Below are 21172 nucleotides of genomic sequence, written 5' to 3' on the forward strand. Positions count from 1 at the left end.
AGGGTTATCGTTCGAGCAGTATCACCGATACCCCGGTGGTCCCCCCATCGAAAGGCTCTCCATGATCATCGTCACCGGCGCCACCGGAGCGCTCAACGGCGCCACCGTCGACCACCTCCTCGACTCCCTCCCCGCCGCCGAGATCGTCGTCGTCGCGCGGGACACCGCGAAGGCCGCGCGCTTCGCCGACCGGGGTGTCGTGGTGCGGAGCGGCGACTACGCCGATCCCGCGTCCCTGCCCGGCGCGTTCGCGGGCGCCGACCAGCTGCTCCTCGTCTCCTCGAACGACCCGGGAGCCGATGCGCCGGCCCTGCACCGCACCGCGATCGAGGCCGCCGTCGAGGCCGGGGTCGGCCGCATCCTCTACACGAGTCACCAGGGCGCCTCGCCCGACACCCCGTTCGGCCCCGGCCGCGATCACGCCGCGACCGAGCAGCTGCTGGCGGAGTCGGGAGTCGCCTGGACCTCGCTGCGGAACGGCTTCTACGCCCACAGCCTCGCGTTCTTCCTCGGCGACTGGCGCTCGACCGGCGTCATCGAGGTGCCGTCCGACGGCCCCGTCTCGTGGACGGCCCGGGAGGACGCGGCGGAGGCCGCCGCTCTCCTCCTGCTCGCGGACGAGGCGCACGACGGACCGGTCACCCTCACCGCCCTCGAGGCGCCGACCTTCGCGGAGGTCGCGGAGCTCGCCGCGGACGTCGCGGGACGGCCGATCGAGTTCCGGATCCTCGGCGACGACGAGTGGCTCGCGCGCCGCGTCGCCGCCGGGCAGCCGGAGCCGCAGGCGCGGTTCCTGCTCGGCATGCATCAGGCGGCGGCGGCCGGCTTCTTCGCGGGGACGGACCCGACGCTCGCGAGCCTGCTGGGACGCGAGCCGCGCACGGTCCGGGAGCTGCTCGCCGCGGGCGACGGGCGCTGACCGGCCCGCGGACGTCCGGCTCGTCGGAACCGCCCGGGCTCGTGGAACCCGCGTGCTCCGACGAGCCGGAGCAGGTTCCGCGAGCCCGAGCTCGGCGGTCAGCGCTCCTCGGTGCGCGGGATCCGCGCCGGTGCCGGGCGGGCACGAGGCCGGCGCCTCCCGGGCCGTGCACCGCTCGTTCTCCCGCCGTTGGCCGGGCGGCGCTAGCGTGCCGCCCATGGCGGAGCGAGAGACGGTGAGGACCCCCGCGCAGGACGTGCGGAGCGGACAGGGATCGCCGCGCGGGGTGCTGCTCGCCGTCGCGCTCCTGCTCGGGGCGGCGCTGCTGCAGCTGCAGGCCTCGCTGCAGCGCTGGGTCACCGCGAGCGAGGGCTGGACGCGGACGGACCGGTCGGTCGAGGACCATCTCTTCGACTACATGATCCCCGCGGATCCGTGGGAGCCCCTCGGCACGGCGGCGCAGGTGCACGGCGCGGGCCTGCTGCTCGTCGCGATCGCGCTGCCGGTGTCGGCGCGGGCGATCGGCGGGGGCGGGCTCCTCCGGCTGACGGCGCTCCTGGTCGCCGGCGTCCTCGGGCTGAACGGGCTGCACGGAGTGCTGTCGGGGCTGATCGGCGCCCCCACTCCGCTGCAGCTCCCCTTCCTGCAGATGATGCTGGGACTGGTGCCCGTCGTCGGCCTCGGTGCCCTCGCCGCGAAGGCCTACCGGAGGTCGGTGTCGGCGGCGCTGGCGTACGCCTGCCTGCTCGGCAGCACCCTCCCGGGACTGCTGATCGCGACCTTCGTCGTCGCGCCCGCGATCACCGGCTACCAGTCCTTCGACACGACCCCGTGGACGGAGACCGTCGTCGCCGCGACCGTCGCCGCGGCGGGCTGCGCGATGCTCAGCGCCGCCGCCGTCCTGGCGCTGCGCGGTCGCTCGCGGCGGGGAGGCGCCTGACTCCGAGTCACCGTCCGTCCGGAACGGCGAGGCGTCCCGGTGCGGTCGAGGCGTCCACGCGGAGCAGGACGCCTCGACTGCGGCGGGACGTCTCGCCGAATGAGCGCCGCTGGTCGGGGGGGTCGCGCCTACCTCGACTTGTCAGCGGGCCTCGCGTCCGGCTCCCTGCCGAAGCGGCGGAAGTAGATCTCCCGCATCTCCCGGAGCTGCGCCCGCTCGCTGTCGCTGATCGGCTCGGCCCTGCCTTCTGCGATCCGCCGCTGCAGATCGCTCGTCCCCTTGCTCACCGGCGCCACAGCGACCATCTCCCCTGTCGATTCTCGCGAGGTCCGGGCGACGTCTCCACGTTCTCGTCACCGGCGAGGGCCGGGACGCGACGCGAGACCCCCGTGGCGCGGGAGCCGGGGCGCTTGCGCCCTGGTCGACAGGGGACCGCTCTCGGCAGGCGGCACGCGAGGCGAGCTTCCGGGGTGTGCGGGCGAGGGGGGGACCTCGACAGGCACCCTGCGGGCGCTACTCGATCAGCAGGGGACGGCGTGACCACTCGATCAGCAGGGGAGAGAAGGGGGGCGACGTCCTGCTGGTCGAGCAGCCGCCGCCGGCGGCGTCTCGAGACGCACGCCGCTTCGCGTCTCGGTGGTGAGGGAAAGGACGCGGCGGCGCCCCGTCATGGTGGTCGAGTAGCCGCGCAGGGGCGTATCGAGACCCGCCACCACCAGCAGGGCGGGTCTGCAGACTCGCGTTCTGACGGTGGTGGATCTCGATACGCCCGCTGCGCGTGGCCGTGCCCCCCGCGAGATGCCACTTGTGAGCGCGACACGCCGGTAGAAGCGTGCACAAGTGGCATCTCGCGGAGGGGGAGAGGGGAGAGGGCGTCAGGGGCGGAGGAGGGTCCAGGCGTAGGGGGCGAGGTGGAGCGTGTCGACGGGGCGGCCGGTGACGAGGTCGGTGCCGGAGACGGCGACGTCGACCGGGTCCTGGCCGTGGTTGATCACCGTGAGGACGTCGCCGCGGCGGGCCGCCTCGACCCAGGGGCTCCCGGTGCGCAGCACGGGGGCGATGCCGGACTGCTCGGCGAGCCAGGCGGTCAGCGCGAGCATGCCCGCGTCGTCCGGGATCGTCGCGAGGTAGTGCGCCGTGCCCGCGCCGGTGCGCCGCGCGGTCAGCGCCGGGGTGCCCGCCGCGGGTCCGGAGGAGTAGCGGCCGAGGACCTCGACCGGCCGCTCGTCGGACGGGTCGACGAGCACGCCGAGCTCCTCCGCCAGCAGCTCGCCGCGCAGGACGCCGCAGGGAGCGCCGGCGACCTCCGCGCCGGCCGCCCCGATTCCGGCGAACTCGAGCACCGTCAAACCGAGCACCTCGCGCAGTCCGACCTGGAAGCCGCCCTCGCGGAAGGCGTCGTCCTCGTCGACCACGTCGCTGAAGGCGGTGACCAGCAGCCGGCCGCCGCGCTCGACGAACGCCGTCAGGTTCTCCGCGGCCGCGTCGGTGAGCAGGTAGGAGTGGGCGAGCAGCACGAGGTCGTACGCGGCCAGGTCCGCGGTCGGCAGCACCAGGTCGACCGCGAGGTTCTGCCGGTGCAGCGCGGAGTACCAGCGCTGGACGAGCTCCAGGAGGTCGAGCACGACCGGGTGGTCCGGGTTGCCGATCGCCCACCAGTTCTCCCAGTCGAGGACGAGCGCGATGCGGGCGCCGGAGCCGGTCGGCCCGCCGGCCGATCCACCGGCTGTTCCGCCGGTCGAAACACCGGTGGACGACTCCGCCGAGAGCTCCGGCAGCTCGCCGAGCACCCGGCCGAGCTCGACGACCTCGCGCCAGGTGCGCGTCTCGACGCCCGCCTGCGGCAGCATCGCCGAGTGGAACTTCTCGCTGCCCCGCCGCGACTGCCGCCACTGGAAGAACAGCACGCCGTCCGCGCCGCGCCCCACCGCCTGCATCGACAGCGCGGCCATCTGCCCGGGCGCCTTGACGGCGTTCGAGGGCCGCCAGCTGACGGCGCCGGTCGCCTGCTCCATCAGCAGCCACGGCACGCCCGGCTTGAGCGACCGCATCAGGTCGCGCGTGAAAGCGGCGGTGCGGAACGACTCCGGATCGGCGGGATCGAAATAGTTGTCGTCGCTGACGACGTCGACCTCGGCCGCCCACTTCCAGTAGTCGAGCGGCGGGAAGGCGCCCATGAAGTTGGTCGTGATCGGCTGCGTGGCTCCCGAGGCCCGGATGATGTCGCGCTCCATCGTGTAGAGCTCGAGCAGCGCGTCCGAGGTGAAGCGGCGGAAGTCGAGCAGCCCAGCGGGATTGTGGCTGTAGGGCGCCTTCCGCGGCGGAACGATCTCGGCGAAGGACGCGTAGCGCTGCGACCAGAAGAAGGTGCCCCAGCGCCGGTTGAGCTCGTCGATCGAGCCGTACTTGCGCTCCAGCCAGACCCGGAACGCGGCGGCCGCGTCGTCGGAGTAGTCGTGGTGCAGGTGGCAGGCGTACTCGTTGTTCACGTGCCAGAGCACGATCGCGGGGTGGTCGTGATACCGCTCGGCGATCGCCGTGACCAGCCGGGCCGCGAGCCGGCGGTAGTCCGGGGAGGTGGGGCGGTAGGCCTGGCGGCTGCCCGGCCAGTAGGTCGCGCCGTTCTCGTCCTGCGGCAGGATGCCCGGGTAGCTGCTCGTGGCCCACGGCGGCGGCGAGGCCGTGGCCGTCGCCAGGTCGACCGCGATGCCGTGCTCGTGCAGCAGGTCGAGGATCCGGTCGAGCCAGCCGAAGTCGAAGGTGTCCTCGTCGGGCTGGATCCGCGCCCAGGCGAAGATGCCCAGGCTGACGGTCGTGACGCCGGCCTCGCGCATCCGCCGCGCGTCCTCCGGCCAGACGCTCTCGTCCCACTGCTCCGGGTTGTAGTCGCCGCCGTAGTGGATCATCCGAGCCGTGGGCCTTCCGTGGTCATGGTCGTCGAGTGGTGATGGGGGTGGGAGGGGTCGTGCTCAGCGCGCCGCGGGCGCCGTCCGCGACAGCCGGACGGCGAGCGCGGCGAACACCGTGCAGCCGAGTGCCGGCACCACCAAGGGTGCCAGCTGCCAGGTGACCACGGCGGCGAGCACCAGCGCCACCAGCAGCGCCCCGGAGCCGCGCAGGTCGCGGACCGCCACCGTCGCGGCCTCGCGGAGGAGCGGGACCCAGCGCGAGTCGGGCACCCAGAGCGCGGACGCCGTCAGCACGACCACGAGCGCCGCCGCGAGGAGCGCCGCGCAGACCACCGCGACCGCGGTCGCTCCGGGCAGGGCGCCGGTCGAGGTGACCAGCAGGTCGAGGCCGAGCACCGCCGTCAGGGCCAGCAGCGCGAGACCGACGGGCAGCGAGCGCAGGACTCCGGTGCGCGCCTCCGCCAGCGCCGTGCGCAGCGAGGACGGCTCGTCGAGGACGAAGCGGCGCAGGTGCCGTGCCCCGACCGCGAGGGCGAGCGGCAGCGTCACGAGCGGCAGCGCGAGGATCGTGACGAGGAGCCCCGTGAAGAGGACCTCGGCGAACAGCGCGAACCGGTTCGCCGCCCCCGGCCAGCGCAGCGCCGTGCCGTCGGCGGCGGCGGCGCGTGCCTCGCGCTGCGCCCGTGACGCGCGGCTCATCCCTTGAGGCCCTGCGTGGCGACGCCGTCGACCAGGAAGCGCTGGAAGACGATGAAGAAGATCAGCACCGGCAGCAGCGCGAGCACGGAGACCGCGATCGTCGCGCCGTAGTCCGACGCCGAGGTCTGGTCGTTGTAGACGCGGAGCGCGAGCGGCAGCGGCTGCTGGTCGGGCGTGTTCAGGTAGAGCAGCGGGCCGAGGAAGTCGTTCCAGCTCCAGATGAAGGCGAAGATCGACGAGGTGATCAGCGCGGGGCGGATCAGCGGGATCGTGATCGAGCCGAAGATGCGCAGGTGGCCGGCGCCGTCGATCCGCGCCGCCTCGTCGAGCTCGCGAGGCAGGTTGCGGATGAACTGCACCATCAGGAAGACGAAGAACGCCTCGGTCGCGAGGAACTTGCCGATCAGCAGCGGCCAGTAGGTGTCCATCATCCCGAGGGTGCGGAAGATCGTGTACTGCGGGATGAGCAGGACGTGCATCGGCAGCAGCAGTGTGCCGATCATCAGCGCGAAGTAGAGCGGGCGGCCGCGGAAGTCGAGCCGGGCGAAGGCATAGGCCGCCATCGAGGAGGAGATCACCACTCCGATGACCGAGCCGACCGCGAGGATCGTCGAGTTGAGGAAGAACCGCCAGAGCGGGACTCCGCCGACCCCGGCGAGCACCTTCACGAAGTTGTCGAGCGTCGGGTTCTGCGGCAGCAGCGAGGTCTGCCCGCCGAACTCGCTGTTCGGCTTGAACGCCGCGGCGCCCATCCAGACCAGCGGGTAGAGCACGATCGCGGTGAGCACGATCATCGCCGCGATCCAGATCAGCGTCGCGGTCTTCGGGCGCTTGCGGCGCGGGCGGCGGCGGGGCGACGGCTCGGTCAGCACCTGCGTGTCGGCCGAGGGGAGCGTGGTGTCGAAGGTCGTCATCGTGTGTCTCCCGAGTAGTGCACCCAGCTCTTCTGGGTCTTGAAGAGGACGAAGGCGAGGACGCCGACGAAGAGGAGGAGGACCCAGGCCATCGCCGAGGCGTAGCCCATCTGGTTGTTCGTGAACGCCCGGGTGTAGAGGTACACCGTGTAGAAGTTCGTGGCGCCGGCCGGGCCGCCGGTGCCGTTGCCGATGATGTACGCCGAGGCGAAGACCTGGAAGGCGTTGATCATCTCGAGCAGCAGGTTGAAGAAGATGACCGGCGAGAGCATCGGCAGCGTGACGCTGCGGAACTTCCGCCAGGGGCCCGCTCCGTCGACCATCGCGGCCTCGTAGAGCTCGGCCGGGACCTGCTTGAGGCCGGCCAGGAAGATCACCATCGGGGCGCCGAACTGCCAGACGGCCAGGATGATCATCATCGGCAGGATCAGGGCGGGCACGCCGACCCAGCCGCCGATCTGGATGCCGAAGATCTGCAGTCCCGAGTCGACCGGTCCGTCGGTCGAGAACATCGCGCGCCAGACGATCGCGATGCTGACGCTCGCGCCGATCAGCGACGGCGCGTAGAAGGCGGAGCGGAAGAAGCCGGTGCCCTTCGCGCTGTAGTTGAGGAGCATCGCCACGACGAGGGCGGCGGCGAGCTTGACGGGCGTGCCGATGAAGACGTAGGCGAGGGTGAGCTGCACCGACTGGAGGAACTTCGGGTCGCCGAACAGGCGCTCGAAGTTCCCGGTGCCGATCCACTCCGGCGCCCGGAAGAGGTTGTAGTCGGTGAAGGAGAAATAGAGGGACATCAGCATCGGGCCGAGCGTGAGCCCGACGAAGCCGACCAGCCACGGCGAGAGGAACACGTAGCCGGCCAGGGTGTCCCGCTTGGGGCGTCGCCGCGCCTGAGGGCCGACCGGACGAGGAGTGCTCGTCCGGTCGGCGATCGGCGCGACGCGACCGTCCGCGGCGGTGCCGCTGGGGGTCGACGTCGTCGTCATGTGATGCCTTTCCTGGCCTGGATGAAGGGGATCAGTGCGGATCAGTGGGGAGCGGTGCAGGGCGGCCGGATCAGCCGGCCGGGTCAGTTCTGGAGCGTGACGTCGGTCTCGTCGAAGAACTGCTGGACCGCCTCGTCGACGCTCACCGCACCGAGGCCGAGGCTGGTGCCGAGGTCGAGGAAGTTCGCCTCGATCGCGCCGTAGCCGGCGACCGGGGCGGCCGGAGCCTCGCCCAGGCGGTCCTCGACGGAGTCGAGGTAGTCGGCGACCTGCTTGTCCGGGCCCTCGAGGTTCGCGCCGGCGAGCTGCTCGGAGGAGGCGGGGATGCCGAGGGTGGCGCCGAAGATCTCGCCGACCTCGGGGCTGTTGATCAGGAAGTCGAGGAACGTCGCGGCGGCCTCGGGGTGCTCGGTCGCCGAGGAGATCGCCTGCATCAGGCCGACCTTCTGGTAGAGGTCCTTGCTGCCCTCGTCCGCGGTCGGGGGAGCGGTCATCACGATCTCGGAGGCGCCGCTGTCGCCGATGTAGCCGCCGAGGAAGTTGCTCCAGCTCATCTCGCTGGTCGCGATGCCGGCGCCGAAGCCGGACTTGGGCAGCAGCTCCTGGAGGCGCGCGGCCGGAACGCCGGTGCTCGTGCGCATCTCGTCGCCCTGCTCCCAGAACGCGGCGAGGTCGTCCTCGGTGAAGCCGAGCTCGCCGTCCTCGGTGAACAGCTCCTTGCCCTCGGCGCGCAGCTGCAGCTCGAAGTTCTGGATGCGGCCGGTGTAGTCGGTGCCGCCGTAGACGGCGCCGCCGGTCTTCGCGGTGACGTCGGCGACGTAGGCCGCGTAGTCCTCCCAGCTGCCGCCGCCGGCGTAGGGCTCGACGCCGTTCGCCGCGAGGAGGTCCTGGTTCTGGAAGACCGCCCAGGCGCTGTAGCCGGTGGGGATCGCGTAGGTCGCGCCGTCGAGCTCGCCGGTGGCGAGCAGCTCCGGGGAGATGGTGGTCTCGTCGACCGCGCCGCCGAAGTACTCGGACAGGTCGCCGAGCAGGCCGTTGTCGCCGTACTGGCGGAGGTAGGTGTAGTCGAACTGCATCACGTCGGGGAGTCCGCCGCCGGCCGCCTCGGTCTGGCGCTTCTCCCAGTAGCCGGGGTAGTCCGTGAAGGTCGAGTTGATGGTGATGTTCGGGTGCTCGTCCTCGAACAGGGCGATCGCCTGGTCGTAGCGGGCGGCGCGGTCGTCGTTGCCCCAGAACGTGTAGTCGAGGGTGATCTCCTCGTCGGGGTCCAGGGTGGCGGAGGCCCCGGAGCCTCCACCGGAGCAGCCGGTCAGAGCGAGGGCGGCCACGGCCACGGCGGCCACCGCCGAGTAGCGCTTGCTGGGTGAGCGGAACATCGTCGTCCTTTCGAGAACATCATCGTTTCGAGCCCCGAACTGCAATGAAACGTTTCGGGAAAGCGTTTGCCCCAAAATACGTGCCGGGGTCTCGCCCGTCAAGCCGGGCTCGCGGCGGGGTCTCGATACGCCGCCTGCGGCATCTGCTCGACCGGCACGTACATGCTGATCGAGTAGCCCGCGGAGCGGGCGTATCGAGATCCGGCCCCGCCGGACGCGAGGGCCCGGCAGCCGGCGTGCTGAGGACGCGGGGTCTCGATACGCCGCCTGCGGCGGCTACTCGACCAGCATGGGGTGGCCAGCCGCCTGCCGCCTGCCGGGGTGGCGGCCCCTCATGCTGATCGAGTAGCCCGCGGAGCGGGCGTATCGAGATCCGGCCCTGCCGGACGCGAGGGTCCGGCAGCGGGCCAGCTGAAGGCGCGGGGTCTCGATACGCCGCCTGCGGCGGCTACTCGACCAGCATGGGATGGCCGCCCGCCTGCCGCCTGCCGTGGTGGCGGCCCCTCATGCTGATCGAGTAGCCCGCGGAGCGGGCGTATCGAGATCCGACCCTGCCGGACGCGAGGGCCCGGCAGCCCGCATGCTGCGGCCGCCCACGGCGGCTACTCAACCGGCACGCTGTCGGCGGCGCAGGACAGCGCGCCGTCGGCGACGGTGAGCACGGCCGCGCGGACGTGCGAGCGGCGCAGCGCCGCGCTCGGCGGCATCGACGCGAGGTCGCTGCCGTCCCAGCCGGGGTGGGTGAAGTAGACGATCAGGGCGCGGTCGTCGTCGAGCGGGACGACGTCCGCGTGCCGGGCGACGATCGGCGCACCGTCCAGCCGCTCCGGAGCGGTGAGGATCAGACCCTCCCGCTCGGTCTGCCGCCGCCAGTCGCCGACCCCGTCGGGGGAGTGGTGCACGGCCAGCCCGCGCCACTCGTCGGTGATCAGCCTGTACCGGCCGGCCAGCGGGAACACCTTCGGCCCCTCGTGCGGGCGCCCGGCGACGGCGACGCCCTCGAGCCGCCAGGACGCCGGGTCGCCGGGATCGTCGCTGACGGCGACGACGGTGCTGGAGTCGCGCCGCTCGTCCTTCGCCCAGAGCCGGTACCGCCCGTCGCCGGTGCGCGCGACGGCGGCGTCGATCACCCGCTCGGAGCCGAGGTCGATCTCGCCGAGGAGCCGCCAGGTCTCGAGGTCGTCGCTCTCGAACTGCGCGATCGTCGCCCGTCCGGTCCAGTCGCAGGGGGTGCCGTCGATCCGGGTGACGAACATCTGCCAGCGATCCCCGATCCGCACGACGTCGGGCGCCCAGAGCGTCGGCAGCTCGGCCGACAGTCCGGCGTCGAGGCCGGGGACGGTGCCGCGGTACCGCCAGGTGGCCCCGCCGTCGCTCGACACCGCAACGCCGATCGCGCTGCCGTGCACCCACTCGACCCCGGGCAGATCCAGCGTCGCGCGCCGCTGGGTGTAGAACAGGCGCCACTCGCCGCGGAGGGTGTCGGCGACCAGCACCGGGTCGGTCGGTCCGTCGAAGACGGGATCGCGGTAGGGCATGGCGAAGGCGTCCTCGCGCAGGGGCATCGGCTCGGTCATCGGGATCCTCACGGGTCTGGCGCACCGGCTCGCCCGCACGCATCGATCGGCAGAACCCTAGCCAGGAAAACGCTTGCCCACGACCGCGCCGCCCGGGTAGCGTCGAGGGCGTCCCCGCCGGAGCGGTCGCTCCCGAAGGCGCTGCGGACACCCCGATCGGAGTCGACCGTCTCGTGAGAGAAGCCCGTCCCTCGCAGGCCCCGCTGCTGCTCGACCGCCGCCACCCCGGCCGCTCCGCCCTCGCGCTGCTCGGCCGCTACCGCCCGCGCGTGGTCGTCGCCGTGCTGTTCTTCGCGGTCAAGGACACCCCGCTCTGGCTGCTCCCGGTGGTCACCGGGGCGATCGTCGACGTCGTCGTCGCCGGCGGTCCGGAGTCGACGCTGTGGCTGTGGGCGGGCATCGCCCTGCTCGCGCTGCTGCAGAACTACCCGAACCACGTGATGTACACCCGGCTCTACATGAGCGCCGTGCGCCAGACCGGCACGGACCTCCGCAACGCGCTCGCCGCCCGGCTGCAGAACCTCTCCATCGGCTTCCACTCCCGCGCCAGCTCGTCGATCGTGCAGACCAAGGTCGTCCGCGACGTCGAGAACATCGAGACGATGTACCAGCAGGTCGGCCACCCGCTGCTCTCCGCGACGATGGTGGCGATCGGCGCGGTCGTGATGACCGCGATCGAGGTGCCCGCGTTCCTCCCCGTCTACGCCTGCGCCATCCCGCTCGCGGTGCTGCTGCGCGCCTTCCTGCGCCGCCGCTCGCGCCGCAGCAACGAGCAGTTCCGCCGCGAGGTGGAGCACTTCTCGGCGCGCGTCGGCGAGATGGCGACGCTCATTCCGATCACCCGCGCGCACGGTCTCGAGCAGCCCGCGGTCGCCCGGGTCGCGGCCGGCGCCGAGGGCGTCCGCTCGGCCGGCTACAGCCTCGACCTGCTGAACGGCCGCTTCGCCTCGCTCTCCTGGGTGAGCCTGCAGCTGCTCGGCATCGGCTGCCTGGTGCTCGCCGCGTGGGTCGCGATCAGCGGCTGGCTGCCGATCACGCCCGGCCAGGTCGTGCTCCTGAGCTCCTACTTCGCGCTGCTGACCGGCGCGATGACCAACCTGCTGATGCTGCTGCCCGTCATCGCCCGCGGCACCGAGTCGATCCGCTCGATCGGCGAGCTGCTGGAGGACCCGGACCTGGAGCAGAACGAGGGCAAGGCCCGCGCGGCCGAGGTGCGCGGGCGCATCCGGCTCGAGGACGTGACCTACCGCTACGGCGCGGACGGGGTCGGTGGCGCAAGCGGCGCCGGCGCGGCGAGCACCGTCGGCGTCCGGAGCATCGACCTGGACATCGAGCCCGGCCGGACCGTCGCCTTCGTCGGCTCCTCCGGCTCCGGCAAGTCGACGATGCTCAACCTGGTGCTGGGCTTCCTCCGCCCGACCGGCGGCCGCATCCTGCTGGACGGCGTCGACGCCGAGACCCTCGACCTGCGCACCTGGCGCCGCTCCGTCTCCGTCGTGCCGCAGGACTCGGTGCTCTTCGAGGGCTCGATCCGCGACAACGTGGCCTACGGGCTGACCGGCGTCGGGGAGGAGCGGATCCTCGCCGCCCTCCGCGACGCGAACGCCCTGGAGTTCGTCCGTGAGCTGCCGGACGGGCTCGACGCGGTCGTCGGCGAGCGCGGCGCCCGCCTCTCCGGCGGGCAGCGCCAGCGCATCGCCATCGCCCGCGCCCTGGTCCGCGACCCGCGGGTGCTCCTGCTCGACGAGGCGACCAGCGCGCTCGATCCGGAGTCGGAGGCGGCCGTCAAGGAGGCGCTGCTGCGGCTGATGCGCGGCCGCACGACCCTGGTCGTCGCGCACCGGCTGTCGACGATCCGCTCGGCCGACACGATCGTCGTGCTCGAGCGCGGGCGGATCGTCGAGACCGGCAGCCACGAGGAGCTGCTCGCGGCGGGCGGGCGCTACGCGACGCTGCACGCGGTGCAGGCGGGGCGCTGAGCCGGCACGCCTGATCCGCGGGTCAGCCCTGCGGCCGCCCGACGCCGATCGACCAGGCGAGCGGCGGCGGTGTGCCGTTCAGCGCCCACTCGCCGACGATCCGCTGCTTGTAGATCACCGGGTTGTGCGCGCCGACCGTGCGCGCGTTGCGCCAGTGCCGGTCGAGCGCGGCTCCCGTCGCGACCCCGGAGGAGCCGAGCGCGTCGAAGAGCAGGGTCGCGGCGCGCGGCACCGACTCGGTGAGCAGCACCTGCGCCCGGTACACCTCGGCGCCGGCCGCGGGCACCAGTGACGGATCCGCTGCCGCCTCGCCGACGGCCTCCGCCGCGACCAGCACCGCGGCACGGGCGCCGAAGGCGATCGCCGAGATCGCGCCGACGACCTCCTGGATCTGCGCGTCGTCCCGGCCGTGATCGGCCAGGCCGTGGCTGTAGACCCGCGAGCGGGTGCGGACGGCCGCGACCGCATCGCGCTCGACCGCGGCGGCGATCCCGGCGAGCACCGCGAGCAGCTCGAGCTGGAAGAACGGCGTCTGGTGCGGCGCCCTCAGGACGGAGGCGAAGACGTGCTCCGGCTCGACGAGCGCGTCGGTGAAGACGGTGGTGCCGCTGCCGGAGAGCCGCTGGCCGAAGCCCGACCAGTCGTCGGTCGCGACCACGCCCGGCTGGTCGACGCGCACCACCACGGCGGTGTCCGTGCCGTCCTCGCGGCGCACGACGACGTCGGTCCAGTCCGCGAAGATCGTGCCGGTGGAGTAGTACTTGGTGCCGTTCACGACCAGCTCATCGCCCCGGCGGGTGAGCGTGGTCTGCGTGACGCCGACCGCGGCCGTGCCGATCTCACTCCAGGCGTTGCCGACCAGCTCGCCCGCCGCGAGCCGGTGCAGCCAGCCGTCGCGCGCCGACGACGGCGCGAAGGACAGCTGGTCCTCGACGAAGGCGAAGTGACCGCGGAGCGCCTGCGCAACGTTGGAGTCCGCCGTCGCGAGCTCGATCAGGAGCGACGCGGTCTCGCGCAGCGAGAGCCCGCGGCCGCCGTGCTCGACCGGCACCCGCAGGCCGCCGAAGCGGGCCGCGCGCAGTCGCGCGATCGGCTCGAAGGGCAGCTCGCGGTCGAGCTCGCGCTGGACGGCGCCCGCCGCGATCTCCTCGAAGACCGGGCGGAACACGGCCTGCGCCTCCGCGAGGCCCGACGCTCCGATGCCGCTCACATGTCCGGTGCCGCTCACGTGTCCGGTCCCGCTCATGTGTACAGGGAGAGCGGCTGGACGTCGCCGGTCAGGTAGTTCGCGCCGACCTCGAGCTTCTTGTAGTCGACGGGGTCGTGCAGCGAGTGGGTGCGGACGTTCCGCCAGTAGAGGTCGAGCCCGATCGAGCTCTTCGCGGAGGAGGAGCCGGTCGCCTCGTAGATCCGGGTCGTCACGTCGAGCGCGAGCGCGTCCGTCACGATCTTCACCTTCGCGATCTGGATCGCCTGGGCGGCGCGCGACTCGGCCGTCACCGCCGCGCCGCGGGCGACCTCGGCGTCGTGCAGCGCGCCGACGCGGTCGGCCAGCGCCTCCGCGGCCGCCGTGTGCGCGACCAGCTCGCCGTAGAGGCGCCGCACGAACGGATCCTGGGCATAGGTCTCGACGCCCGAGAGGAACCAGGAGTTCTTCCGGCCGAGGGTCAGCCCCCGGCCCTTCGCCAGCGCGCCCTGGGCGATGCCGAGGTAGAGGTTGCCGAAGCCGAGCTGGATCGAGGGCGTGATCAGGGTCGCGAACGGCTCGTCGACGAGCGCGCCGAGGATCTCGGACGCGTCCACCCGCACGCCGGTGAAGCGCACCGAGCCGGAGGCGCTCTGTCGCTGGCCGAGGAAGTCCCAGTCGCCGAGCGGCTCGATGCCCGCGCGGTCGCGGGGGAGCACGAAGGTCAGCGTCTCGCCGGAGCGGTCGCCGCCGGAGATCACCGCGTTCACCAGCACCGCGTCGCCCGAGGAGACCCCGGTCGAGAAGCGCTTGAGCCCGTTCAGCTCGAAGCCGTCGCCGCGGGGCGTCAGCTCGAGGTCGGGATCGACCGGGTTCACCGAGTCGCCCCAGAGCCATCGGCCCTCGATCGTCGCGCGGTAGAACCGCTCGCGCTCCGACTCCGGCGCCGAGAAGGCGATGTTGGCCGAGTTGACGTAGTGGTACAGCAGGATCTGCGCGAGCGAGGCGTCCGCGGCGGCGAGGATCCGGATCACCCGGAACGCCGTGCTCCAGACCGCGCCGCCGCCGCCGTACTCGGCCGGGTCGAGCAGGTTCACGAGGCCCGAGGAGCGCAGCGGCTCGAGCTCGGTGGTCGGGTCGAGGTTGCCGCGGTCGCGCTGGAGGACGTCGGCCGCGAGGATCTCGGCGACGCCGGACGCGACGGCGTCCCAGTGCGCGTGCTCGGCGGCGGTCGCGACGCGGTCCCAGTGCGAGCGGGGCGCAGCCGTGCGAGGCCGGGGCGAGAGGGGCTGGGTGGGGAGGGGCGGGGTCATCGGACGGGCTCCGGGTCGAGGGCGGGCAGAACGGAGAGGACGCTGTCGGGCAGGCCGTCGGCGGCGCTGGGCGAGCCGGTGTACGCGCCGCGGTAGGCGGCGGCGGGGTGCGAGTCCTTCACGCGGGCGCTGCCCGGGCCCTGGAGGTACTCGCGGAGGGTCGCGCCCTCGTACTCCTCCCAGACCCGGCCGCGCCGGCGCAACTCGGGCACGGCGAGGTCGACGAAGTCCTCGAAGGTGCCGGGGGTGACCACGTAGGCGAGGTTGAAGCCGTCGATCCCGGCGACGTCGACCCAGCGCTCCAGCTCGTCCGCGACGGTGCTCGGCGAGCCGACGATCACCGGGCCGATGCCGCCGATGCCGAGGTACTCCGCGACGTCGTCCGGGGTCCAGGCGCGGTCCGGGTCCGCCTTCGTGAAGATCGAGAGGGCGCTGCGCACCGCATCGGTGTCGACGTAGTCGAGCGGCACGTCCGCGGGGAACTGCGAGAGATCGAGCCCCGCCCAGCCGCCGTAGAAGGCGAGCGCCCCCTCGCGGGACGAGTACGTCTTGAAGTCGGCGTACTTGGCCTGCGCCTCGGCGTCCGTCTCGGCGACGATGACGGTCGCGAGGATGAGGATCTTCGGGTCGGTGCGCGCGCGGCCGTGCTTCTCCGCGGCGTCGCGGATGGCATCCGTGGTCCGCCGGGTCAGCTCCGGCCGGATCGCGTTGATGAAGACGGCCTCGCCGTGCTTGGCCGAGAAGTCGATGCCGCGCGGCGAGGCCCCCGCCTGGAAGATCACCGGCGTGCGCTGCGGCGACGGCTCGGAGAGGTGGATGCCCGGCACGCGGTAGTGGGTGCCGGAGTGGCCGATCGGGTGCACCTTGCGCGGATCGGTGAAGACGCCGCGCTCGCGGTCGCGCAGCACCGCGCCCTCCTCCCAGGAGCCCTCCCAGAGCTTGTAGCTGACGTCGAGGAACTCCTCGGCGATGTCGTAGCGCTCGTCGTGCGGGATCTGCCGCTCGAGGCCGAGGTTCTGCGCGGCACTGTCGAGGTAGGAGGTGACGACGTTCCAGCCGATCCGCCCCTTGGTCAGGTGGTCGAGCGTGGAGAGCCGGCGCGCGAGTGCGTACGGCTGCTCGTAGGTCGGCGAGATGGTGACGCCGAAGCCGAGGTGCCTCGTGGCGGCGGCCATCGCGGGGATCTGCAGCAGCGGGTCGTTGACGGGGACCTGCGCGGAGTCGATCAGCGCGGGCCCGACCGAGCCGCGGTAGACGTCGTAGACGCCGAGCACGTCGGCGAGGAAGAGCGCGTCGAAGGTGCCGCGCTCGAGCGTCCTCGCGAGGTCGATCCAGTACTCGAGATCGTTGTAGCGGTCGGCCTGCGAGTCGGGGTGCCGCCAGAGGCCGGGCGCCTGGTGTCCGACACAGGTCATGTCGAAGGCGTTGAGGACGATGCGGGACGCCATGGGACTCCGTTCGGTTCGGGGCTGGTGCGCTTCGGACCCTAGGAGGGACGGCCGACACCGCGTCGCCACCGGCGCAATCCGGCGTAACGAACGGCCGCCGTGTTGCGCCGTGTGACGCCGCGTTGCGGTGGATGACCGGCGGGCGTGACGCGCCGCCGCGCCGCCGCCACGATGGCCAGCAGCGCCGCCCGGTCCACCTCGGATCCGGCAGCGTCCCACTCCCGCACCGACGTCCCACACCGAAGCAGGCCCTCCCATGCGATTCCGCTCCCTCACCTCCGCGGTGGCGCTCCTCGCCGCCGCGACGCTGGTCCTCACCGGCTGCTCGCTCAAGGAGGAGTCCTCCGGCGCGAACGCCGCGAACGCCGCCGCCGCCGAGGCGACCACCGCCGCGGCCTCGACCGCCGACGTCCCGAGCCTCGAGGGCAGGACGGTCGGCGTCGCGGCGAAGGACATCGTCCACGACTTCTCGCGCATCGTGTACCAGTCGGTGCAGGACCGCGTGGAGGCGCTCGGCGGCACCGTCGTCGCCACCCAGGCCGAGGCCAAGGACGACAAGCACGTCTCGGACATCGAGAACCTCGTCGCGCAGAAGCCCGACGCGATCATCGTGATCCTCGGCGACGCGACGACCCTCGCGCCGGCGCTGAAGGAGGTGCACGACGCGGGCATCCCGCTGTTCACCATCGACAACGTGTCCGAGTACTCCGAGAACAACGTCACCAGCGACAACTGGCAGATCGGCTCGACGCTCGCCCGCACCATCGCCGAGGACATCGGCGGCTCCGGGCAGATCCTGGTCTTCAACGGCTTCCCGGGCGTCGCGCCCTGCCGCATCCGCTACAACGAGCTCAAGCTCGTGCTCGAGGACTACCCGGACATCTCGATCCTCCAGCCCGAGCTGCAGGACAAGTACGAGGGCACGATCGAGGACGCGAAGCAGCAGATCGGCGATGCGCTCTCGCGCTACCCGAAGGGCGAGATCTCGGCGATCTGGTCCTGCTGGGACACCCCGCAGATCGGCGCCGCGCAGGCCGTCGACGCGGCGGGCCGCGACGAGATCAAGATCTACGGCGTCGACGCCGACCAGGGCGCGCTCGACCTGATCGCCGACCCCGACTCCTCCTACACCGCGACCGTCGCGCAGCAGAACCTCGCCATCGGCGCCGGCTCGGCCGACAACGTGGCCCGCTTCCTCGGCGGCGAGGCGGACGCGGTCACGCCGACCACCTACTTCGCCCCGGTGCTCATCGACAAGGCGAACATCGCCGAGAAGACCGCGGAGCTCGGTCTCGGTGGCTAGTCCGTCTGCAGCGGCTCCGGCCGCCCGGCCCTCGGCCCCTCCGGCGCCGGCCCTCGAGATGGCGGGGATTTCCAAGTCCTTCGCCGGCGTGCCGGTGCTGCGCGAGGTCGCTCTCACGGTCGGCCGCGGCGAGGTCGTCGCCCTGGTGGGCGAGAACGGCGCGGGCAAGTCCACGCTGATCAAGATCCTCACCGGCCTGTACTCGGCCGACGCGGGCTCGATCGCGATCGACGGAGCGCCGGTGGCGATCACCGCCCCGCGCGACGCCGAGCGGGCGGGCATCCGGGTCGTGCACCAGGATCGGCACCTCGCCGGCCGGCTGACCGTGGCGGAGCAGCTCTACCTCGGCCACGAGCGGTTGCGCCGCCGGGGCACCTCGGCCGAGGCCGTGCTCGCCGAGCTGGTCGGCCTCGTCGTCCGCGGCGGCACCCTCGTCGACGACCTCACCGTCGCCGAGCAGCAGCAGCTGCAGATCGCCCGCGCGCTGCTGGTCGAGCCGCGGATCCTGGTGCTCGACGAGCCGACCGCGCCGCTGGCCGCCGAGGAGGTGGCGGCGCTGTTCGCCTCGATCCGCCGGCTGCAGGCGCGCGGCGTCGCGGTGATCTACATCTCGCACTACCTCCAGGAGGTGCAGCGCGTCGCGAGCCGCGTGGTGGTGCTCCGCAACGGCGCGAACGTCGGCGGGCTGGACCTGATCGACGGCGACGCCGAGCAGGGCGCCCGGATCGTCGAGCTGATGCTCGGCCGCGAAGTCGAGGAGTTCGCGCTCCGCTCCGACCGGGTGGTCGCCGCCGACGTCCCGCCGCTGCTCGAGCTCGAGGCGCTGACCGTGCCCGGCGCGCTCGACGCCCTCGACCTGACGGTGCGCCCGGGCGAGATCGTCGGCGTCACCGGTCTCGTCGGCTCCGGGGTCGACGTGCTCGCGGACGCCGTGGTCGGCCTCGTCCGGCGCAGCGGCCGCGTGCGCGTGGCCGGCACCGCCACCGCCTCCGCCCGCGCCTTCGTCGCCGCGGGCGGCGGCTACGTGCCGAGCGACCGGCGCCGCGACGGCGTCCTGCTCGCGCACACCGTCCGGGAGAACCTCTCGATCGCGTCGCTCGGGCGGATCAGCCTCGGTGGCCTGCTGCCCAGCCGCCGCCGCGACCGGGCGCTCGCGCTCGAGCAGATCGCCGCGCTCGATGTGCGCCCCGCCGATCCGGAGGCCGTGGTCGGCACGCTCTCCGGCGGCAACCAGCAGAAGGTCGCCGTGGGGAAGTGGCTGGCCGCCGGCTCGCGGGTGCTCGTCCTCGATCAGCCCACCGCGGGCGTCGACATCGGCAGCCGCACGGCGGTCTACGCGCTCATCGACCGGCTCGTCGACGAGGGTGCCGGCATCCTCCTCGTCTCGCTCGATCTCGAGGAGCTCGTCGGCCTCGCCGACCGCGTCCTCGTGCTGCACCGCGGCGCCGTGCGCGCCGAGCTGCCCCGGAGCGAGCTCAGCGTCGACCGCGTGCTCGCGATCGCCTCCGGCGCCGTCGCCCCCGACACCCTGGAGAGTGCTCGATGACCCTCACCACCGCGCCCGCCGAGAAGGCGTCCCCGGCGGAGGCGCCCGCCGCCCCGCGCGCCCGCCGCCGCGGCATCGGCGCGCTCGCCCTGATCGGCTACCTCGTCGTCCTCCTCGAGATCGCGGTGTTCAGCGCCGCCTCGCCCGTCTTCGCCACCGGCGGCAATGTCTCGACGATCCTGATCCAGGCCGTGGTCCCCGCGATCGCCGGCTTCGGCCTCGCGATCGTGGTGATCACCGGCGGCGACGACGTCGTCCGCGGCGGCATCGACCTCGCCTCCGGACCGATCGTCGGCCTCTCCGGCGTCGTCGCCGCCGTCGCCCTGACAGCGGGCCTCGGCGCACTGCCCGCCGTGCTGCTCGCCCTGCTCGTCTCGGTCGGCTTCGGCGCGATCAGCGGCACCGCCGTCGTGCTCGGCCTTCGCCCGCTGCTCGCCACGCTCGCCGTCTCCGGGATCGTCGGCTCCGTCGTCTTCCTCGCCACCGACAACGTCAAGGTGCCGGTCGCGGATCCGCTCTTCGACTGGCTGCGCGGCGGCAGCGTCCTCGGCCTCCCGGCACCGGTCGCGGTGCTCGCCGTCGTCACGGTGGCGACCGCCCTCGCCGTCGGCCGGACCTCCTGGGGCACCCGCAGCTACGCCGTCGGCCAGAACCCGACCGCGGCGAGCGTCGCGGGCGTCTCCATCTGGCGCCACGTCCTCACCAGCTACCTGCTCTCCGGGCTCCTCGCCGGCATCGCCGGGCTGCTGCTCGCCGCGCGCCTCGCGGCCGCCGTGCCCGGGATCGGCAACCAGATCCTGCTCGACATCATCGTCACCGCCTACCTCTCGGTGGTGTTCTCCCGCCGCTTCGTCGTCACCATCGGCGGCACGCTGCTCGCCGCCGTCTTCGTGGCCGCGCTCGGCAACGGCTTCACCCTGATCGGCGTCGACAGCCAGTGGGTCGGCGCGATCAAGGGGCTGCTCATCCTGCTCGTCCTCGGCCTCGCGGCCCTCCGCGAGAGAGGGGTCCGCTCGTGACCGCCGTCGCACTGCCCGTGTCCGAGTCCCGCCGGGCCCTCGCCGTCCGCCTGCTCGCGCCCGCCGCGGTCGTGCTCCTGCTCGCCGTCTTCGGCGCGAGCGTGCCCGGCTACTTCGCGCCGACCAACCTGCTCAACGTCGCGAGCGCCGGGGCGCTGCTGCTGATCGCGGCCTGCGCGATGACGCTCGTCGTCCGGGCCGGCGGGATCGACCTCTCGATCGGCATCGCGATCGACCTCGCGGCCCTCGGCGCCACCGCGCTGATCGCCGACGGCTACGTGACCTGGTTCGCGGTGCTGATCGGCCTCGGCTTCGGGATGCTGGCGGGCGTGGTCAACGCGGTGCTGGTGATCGTGCTGAGGATCCGCGCCTTCCTCGCGACGCTGTCGGTCTGGTTCATCGGCACCAGCGCCCAGCAGCTGCTCACCGGCGGCGGCGCGCCGATCTACCTGCGCCGCCAGGCGACGCCCGACGCCTTCGCCGCCTGGGGCAACGCGACCGTGCTCGGCATCGGCGTCCCGGTGCTGCTGGCGATCGCGGTCGCCGTCGCGGTCTGGCTGCTGCTGGACCGCACCCGCTGGGGCCGCGTGCTCACTGCGGCGGGGGAGCAGCCCGGAGCCACCCGCATCGCCGGCCGCCGCGTCGGGATCTCGCTCGCCTCCGCGTTCGTCGTCGCGGCGCTGATCGGAGCGCTGGCCGGCATCGCGCTCGCCTCGCGCAGCTACGGCTACTCGCCGGCGAGCGGCCAGCTCTACGTGCTCGACGCGATCGGCGCCGTCTTCATCGGCGCGACGCTCTCGGTGCACGGCCGGCCGAACGTGCTCGGCACGGTGCTCGGCGTGCTGATCTTCGGCCTGATCAACAACGGGCTCGTGCTGCTCGGCGTCTCCTTCTACTGGCAGGGCCTCGTCCGCGGCTCGGTGCTGCTGCTCCTCCTTCTCGCGACCGCGCTGCTCCGCAGGGAGTCGATCGCGCCGCCGCTGCGGACGCTTCTGACGTCGCGGCGGTGACAGGGGGGCAGCACGCGCCACCGACCTCCGCCGGACGTCCTCACCGCT

The 21172-nt window shown here is 72.9% G+C and carries 16 protein-coding genes; 7 read left to right on the forward strand and 9 right to left on the reverse strand.

Annotated features, from left to right (window positions below; all coding sequences use genetic code 11):
* Nucleotides 1-61 precede the first annotated feature (61 nt).
* The gene (locus EDF17_RS07810; protein ID WP_123445950.1) at nt 62-919 is read left to right on the forward strand and encodes an NAD(P)H-binding protein; all 858 of its coding nucleotides are present in this window, start codon (nt 62-64) and stop codon (nt 917-919) included.
* A gap of 217 nt (nt 920-1136) precedes the next feature.
* A complete protein-coding gene (locus EDF17_RS07815; RefSeq protein ID WP_133671947.1) occupies nt 1137-1859 on the forward strand; it encodes a hypothetical protein in 723 nt (240 codons plus the stop codon).
* A gap of 875 nt (nt 1860-2734) precedes the next feature.
* Here EDF17_RS07815 and EDF17_RS07820 read toward each other — a convergent pair.
* The 6 genes from EDF17_RS07820 to EDF17_RS07845 form a co-directional block, all read right to left on the reverse strand.
* Nucleotides 2735-4765, reverse strand: coding sequence for a beta-galactosidase (locus EDF17_RS07820; protein ID WP_123445952.1), 2031 nt, complete (start codon nt 4763-4765; stop codon nt 2735-2737).
* Between the two features lie 63 nt (nt 4766-4828).
* Nucleotides 4829-5467 carry a hypothetical protein gene (locus EDF17_RS07825; RefSeq protein WP_123445953.1) on the reverse strand — a complete coding sequence of 213 codons (639 nt, stop codon included), beginning with the start codon at nt 5465-5467 and terminating at the stop codon, nt 4829-4831.
* On the reverse strand, nt 5464-6381 hold the full coding sequence (locus tag EDF17_RS07830; RefSeq protein ID WP_123445954.1) for a carbohydrate ABC transporter permease: 918 nt from the start codon (nt 6379-6381) through the stop codon (nt 5464-5466). The genes EDF17_RS07825 and EDF17_RS07830 overlap by 4 nt, the downstream gene beginning before the upstream one ends.
* On the reverse strand, nt 6378-7367 hold the full coding sequence (locus EDF17_RS07835; protein WP_123445955.1) for a sugar ABC transporter permease: 990 nt from the start codon (nt 7365-7367) through the stop codon (nt 6378-6380). Before EDF17_RS07835 ends, EDF17_RS07830 begins: the two co-directional genes overlap by 4 nt.
* Nucleotides 7368-7450: 83 nt before the next feature.
* A complete protein-coding gene (locus tag EDF17_RS07840; RefSeq protein ID WP_123445956.1) occupies nt 7451-8743 on the reverse strand; it encodes an extracellular solute-binding protein in 1293 nt (430 codons plus the stop codon).
* Between the two features lie 602 nt (nt 8744-9345).
* Nucleotides 9346-10320 carry a glycoside hydrolase gene (locus tag EDF17_RS07845; protein WP_123445957.1) on the reverse strand — a complete coding sequence of 325 codons (975 nt, stop codon included), beginning with the start codon at nt 10318-10320 and terminating at the stop codon, nt 9346-9348.
* A 173-nt stretch (nt 10321-10493) separates the two neighbouring features.
* Here EDF17_RS07845 and EDF17_RS07850 point away from each other — a divergent pair, with 173 nt between their 5' ends.
* A complete protein-coding gene (locus tag EDF17_RS07850) occupies nt 10494-12299 on the forward strand; it encodes an ABC transporter ATP-binding protein (protein WP_123445958.1) in 1806 nt (601 codons plus the stop codon).
* 22 nt (nt 12300-12321) lie between these two features.
* Here EDF17_RS07850 and EDF17_RS07855 read toward each other — a convergent pair whose 3' ends face one another.
* Genes EDF17_RS07855 through EDF17_RS07865 form a run of 3 tightly spaced genes read right to left on the reverse strand, consistent with a single transcriptional unit; the run spans nt 12322 to nt 16246 of the window.
* Complete coding sequence (locus tag EDF17_RS07855; RefSeq protein WP_123445959.1) at nt 12322-13545, reverse strand: acyl-CoA dehydrogenase family protein; 1224 nt, start codon at nt 13543-13545, stop codon at nt 12322-12324.
* Nucleotides 13542-14798 (reverse strand): acyl-CoA dehydrogenase family protein, encoded by a 1257-nt coding sequence (locus EDF17_RS07860; protein ID WP_123445960.1) that lies wholly within the window; start codon nt 14796-14798, stop codon nt 13542-13544. The genes EDF17_RS07855 and EDF17_RS07860 overlap by 4 nt, the downstream gene beginning before the upstream one ends.
* Nucleotides 14795-16246, reverse strand: a complete 1452-nt coding sequence (locus EDF17_RS07865) for an LLM class flavin-dependent oxidoreductase (protein ID WP_123445961.1) — start codon at nt 16244-16246, stop codon at nt 14795-14797. Before EDF17_RS07865 ends, EDF17_RS07860 begins: the two co-directional genes overlap by 4 nt.
* A gap of 256 nt (nt 16247-16502) precedes the next feature.
* On the opposite strand from EDF17_RS07865, the gene EDF17_RS07870 reads away from it, so the two are divergent.
* Genes EDF17_RS07870 through EDF17_RS07885 form a run of 4 tightly spaced genes read left to right on the forward strand, consistent with a single transcriptional unit; the run spans nt 16503 to nt 21124 of the window.
* Complete coding sequence (locus EDF17_RS07870) at nt 16503-17549, forward strand: sugar ABC transporter substrate-binding protein (RefSeq protein WP_123445962.1); 1047 nt, start codon at nt 16503-16505, stop codon at nt 17547-17549.
* 58 nt (nt 17550-17607) lie between these two features.
* The gene (locus EDF17_RS07875; protein ID WP_123445963.1) at nt 17608-19095 is read left to right on the forward strand and encodes a sugar ABC transporter ATP-binding protein; all 1488 of its coding nucleotides are present in this window, start codon (nt 17608-17610) and stop codon (nt 19093-19095) included.
* Nucleotides 19092-20114: an ABC transporter permease gene (locus EDF17_RS07880; protein ID WP_123445964.1), complete on the forward strand. Its 1023-nt coding sequence runs from the start codon at nt 19092-19094 to the stop codon at nt 20112-20114. The genes EDF17_RS07875 and EDF17_RS07880 overlap by 4 nt, the downstream gene beginning before the upstream one ends.
* On the forward strand, nt 20111-21124 hold the full coding sequence (locus tag EDF17_RS07885; RefSeq protein WP_166649624.1) for an ABC transporter permease: 1014 nt from the start codon (nt 20111-20113) through the stop codon (nt 21122-21124). The genes EDF17_RS07880 and EDF17_RS07885 overlap by 4 nt, the downstream gene beginning before the upstream one ends.
* The last annotated feature ends 48 nt before the right edge of the window (nt 21125-21172 follow it).

Source organism: Rathayibacter sp. PhB1 (assembly GCF_004362935.1).
Lineage (GTDB): Bacteria > Actinomycetota > Actinomycetes > Actinomycetales > Microbacteriaceae > Rathayibacter > Rathayibacter festucae.

Excerpts from the sequence above, each read along its gene's own strand:
- EDF17_RS07815 (WP_133671947.1), top strand. The coding sequence starts at position 1,137 with ATGGCGGAGCGAGAGACGGTGAGGACCCCCGCGCAGGACGTGCGGAGC.
- EDF17_RS07820 (WP_123445952.1), bottom strand. The coding sequence starts at position 4,765 with ATGATCCACTACGGCGGCGACTACAACCCGGAGCAGTGGGACGAGAGC.
- EDF17_RS07870 (WP_123445962.1), top strand. The coding sequence starts at position 16,503 with ATGCGATTCCGCTCCCTCACCTCCGCGGTGGCGCTCCTCGCCGCCGCG.
- EDF17_RS07830 (WP_123445954.1), bottom strand. The coding sequence starts at position 6,381 with ATGACGACCTTCGACACCACGCTCCCCTCGGCCGACACGCAGGTGCTG.
- EDF17_RS07810 (WP_123445950.1), top strand. The coding sequence starts at position 62 with ATGATCATCGTCACCGGCGCCACCGGAGCGCTCAACGGCGCCACCGTC.
- EDF17_RS07825 (WP_123445953.1), bottom strand. The coding sequence starts at position 5,467 with ATGAGCCGCGCGTCACGGGCGCAGCGCGAGGCACGCGCCGCCGCCGCC.
- EDF17_RS07855 (WP_123445959.1), bottom strand. The coding sequence starts at position 13,545 with ATGAGCGGGACCGGACACGTGAGCGGCACCGGACATGTGAGCGGCATC.
- EDF17_RS07840 (WP_123445956.1), bottom strand. The coding sequence starts at position 8,743 with ATGTTCCGCTCACCCAGCAAGCGCTACTCGGCGGTGGCCGCCGTGGCC.
- EDF17_RS07845 (WP_123445957.1), bottom strand. The coding sequence starts at position 10,320 with ATGACCGAGCCGATGCCCCTGCGCGAGGACGCCTTCGCCATGCCCTAC.
- EDF17_RS07835 (WP_123445955.1), bottom strand. The coding sequence starts at position 7,367 with ATGACGACGACGTCGACCCCCAGCGGCACCGCCGCGGACGGTCGCGTC.
- EDF17_RS07865 (WP_123445961.1), bottom strand. The coding sequence starts at position 16,246 with ATGGCGTCCCGCATCGTCCTCAACGCCTTCGACATGACCTGTGTCGGA.
- EDF17_RS07880 (WP_123445964.1), top strand. The coding sequence starts at position 19,092 with ATGACCCTCACCACCGCGCCCGCCGAGAAGGCGTCCCCGGCGGAGGCG.
- EDF17_RS07860 (WP_123445960.1), bottom strand. The coding sequence starts at position 14,798 with ATGACCCCGCCCCTCCCCACCCAGCCCCTCTCGCCCCGGCCTCGCACG.
- EDF17_RS07875 (WP_123445963.1), top strand. The coding sequence starts at position 17,608 with ATGGCGGGGATTTCCAAGTCCTTCGCCGGCGTGCCGGTGCTGCGCGAG.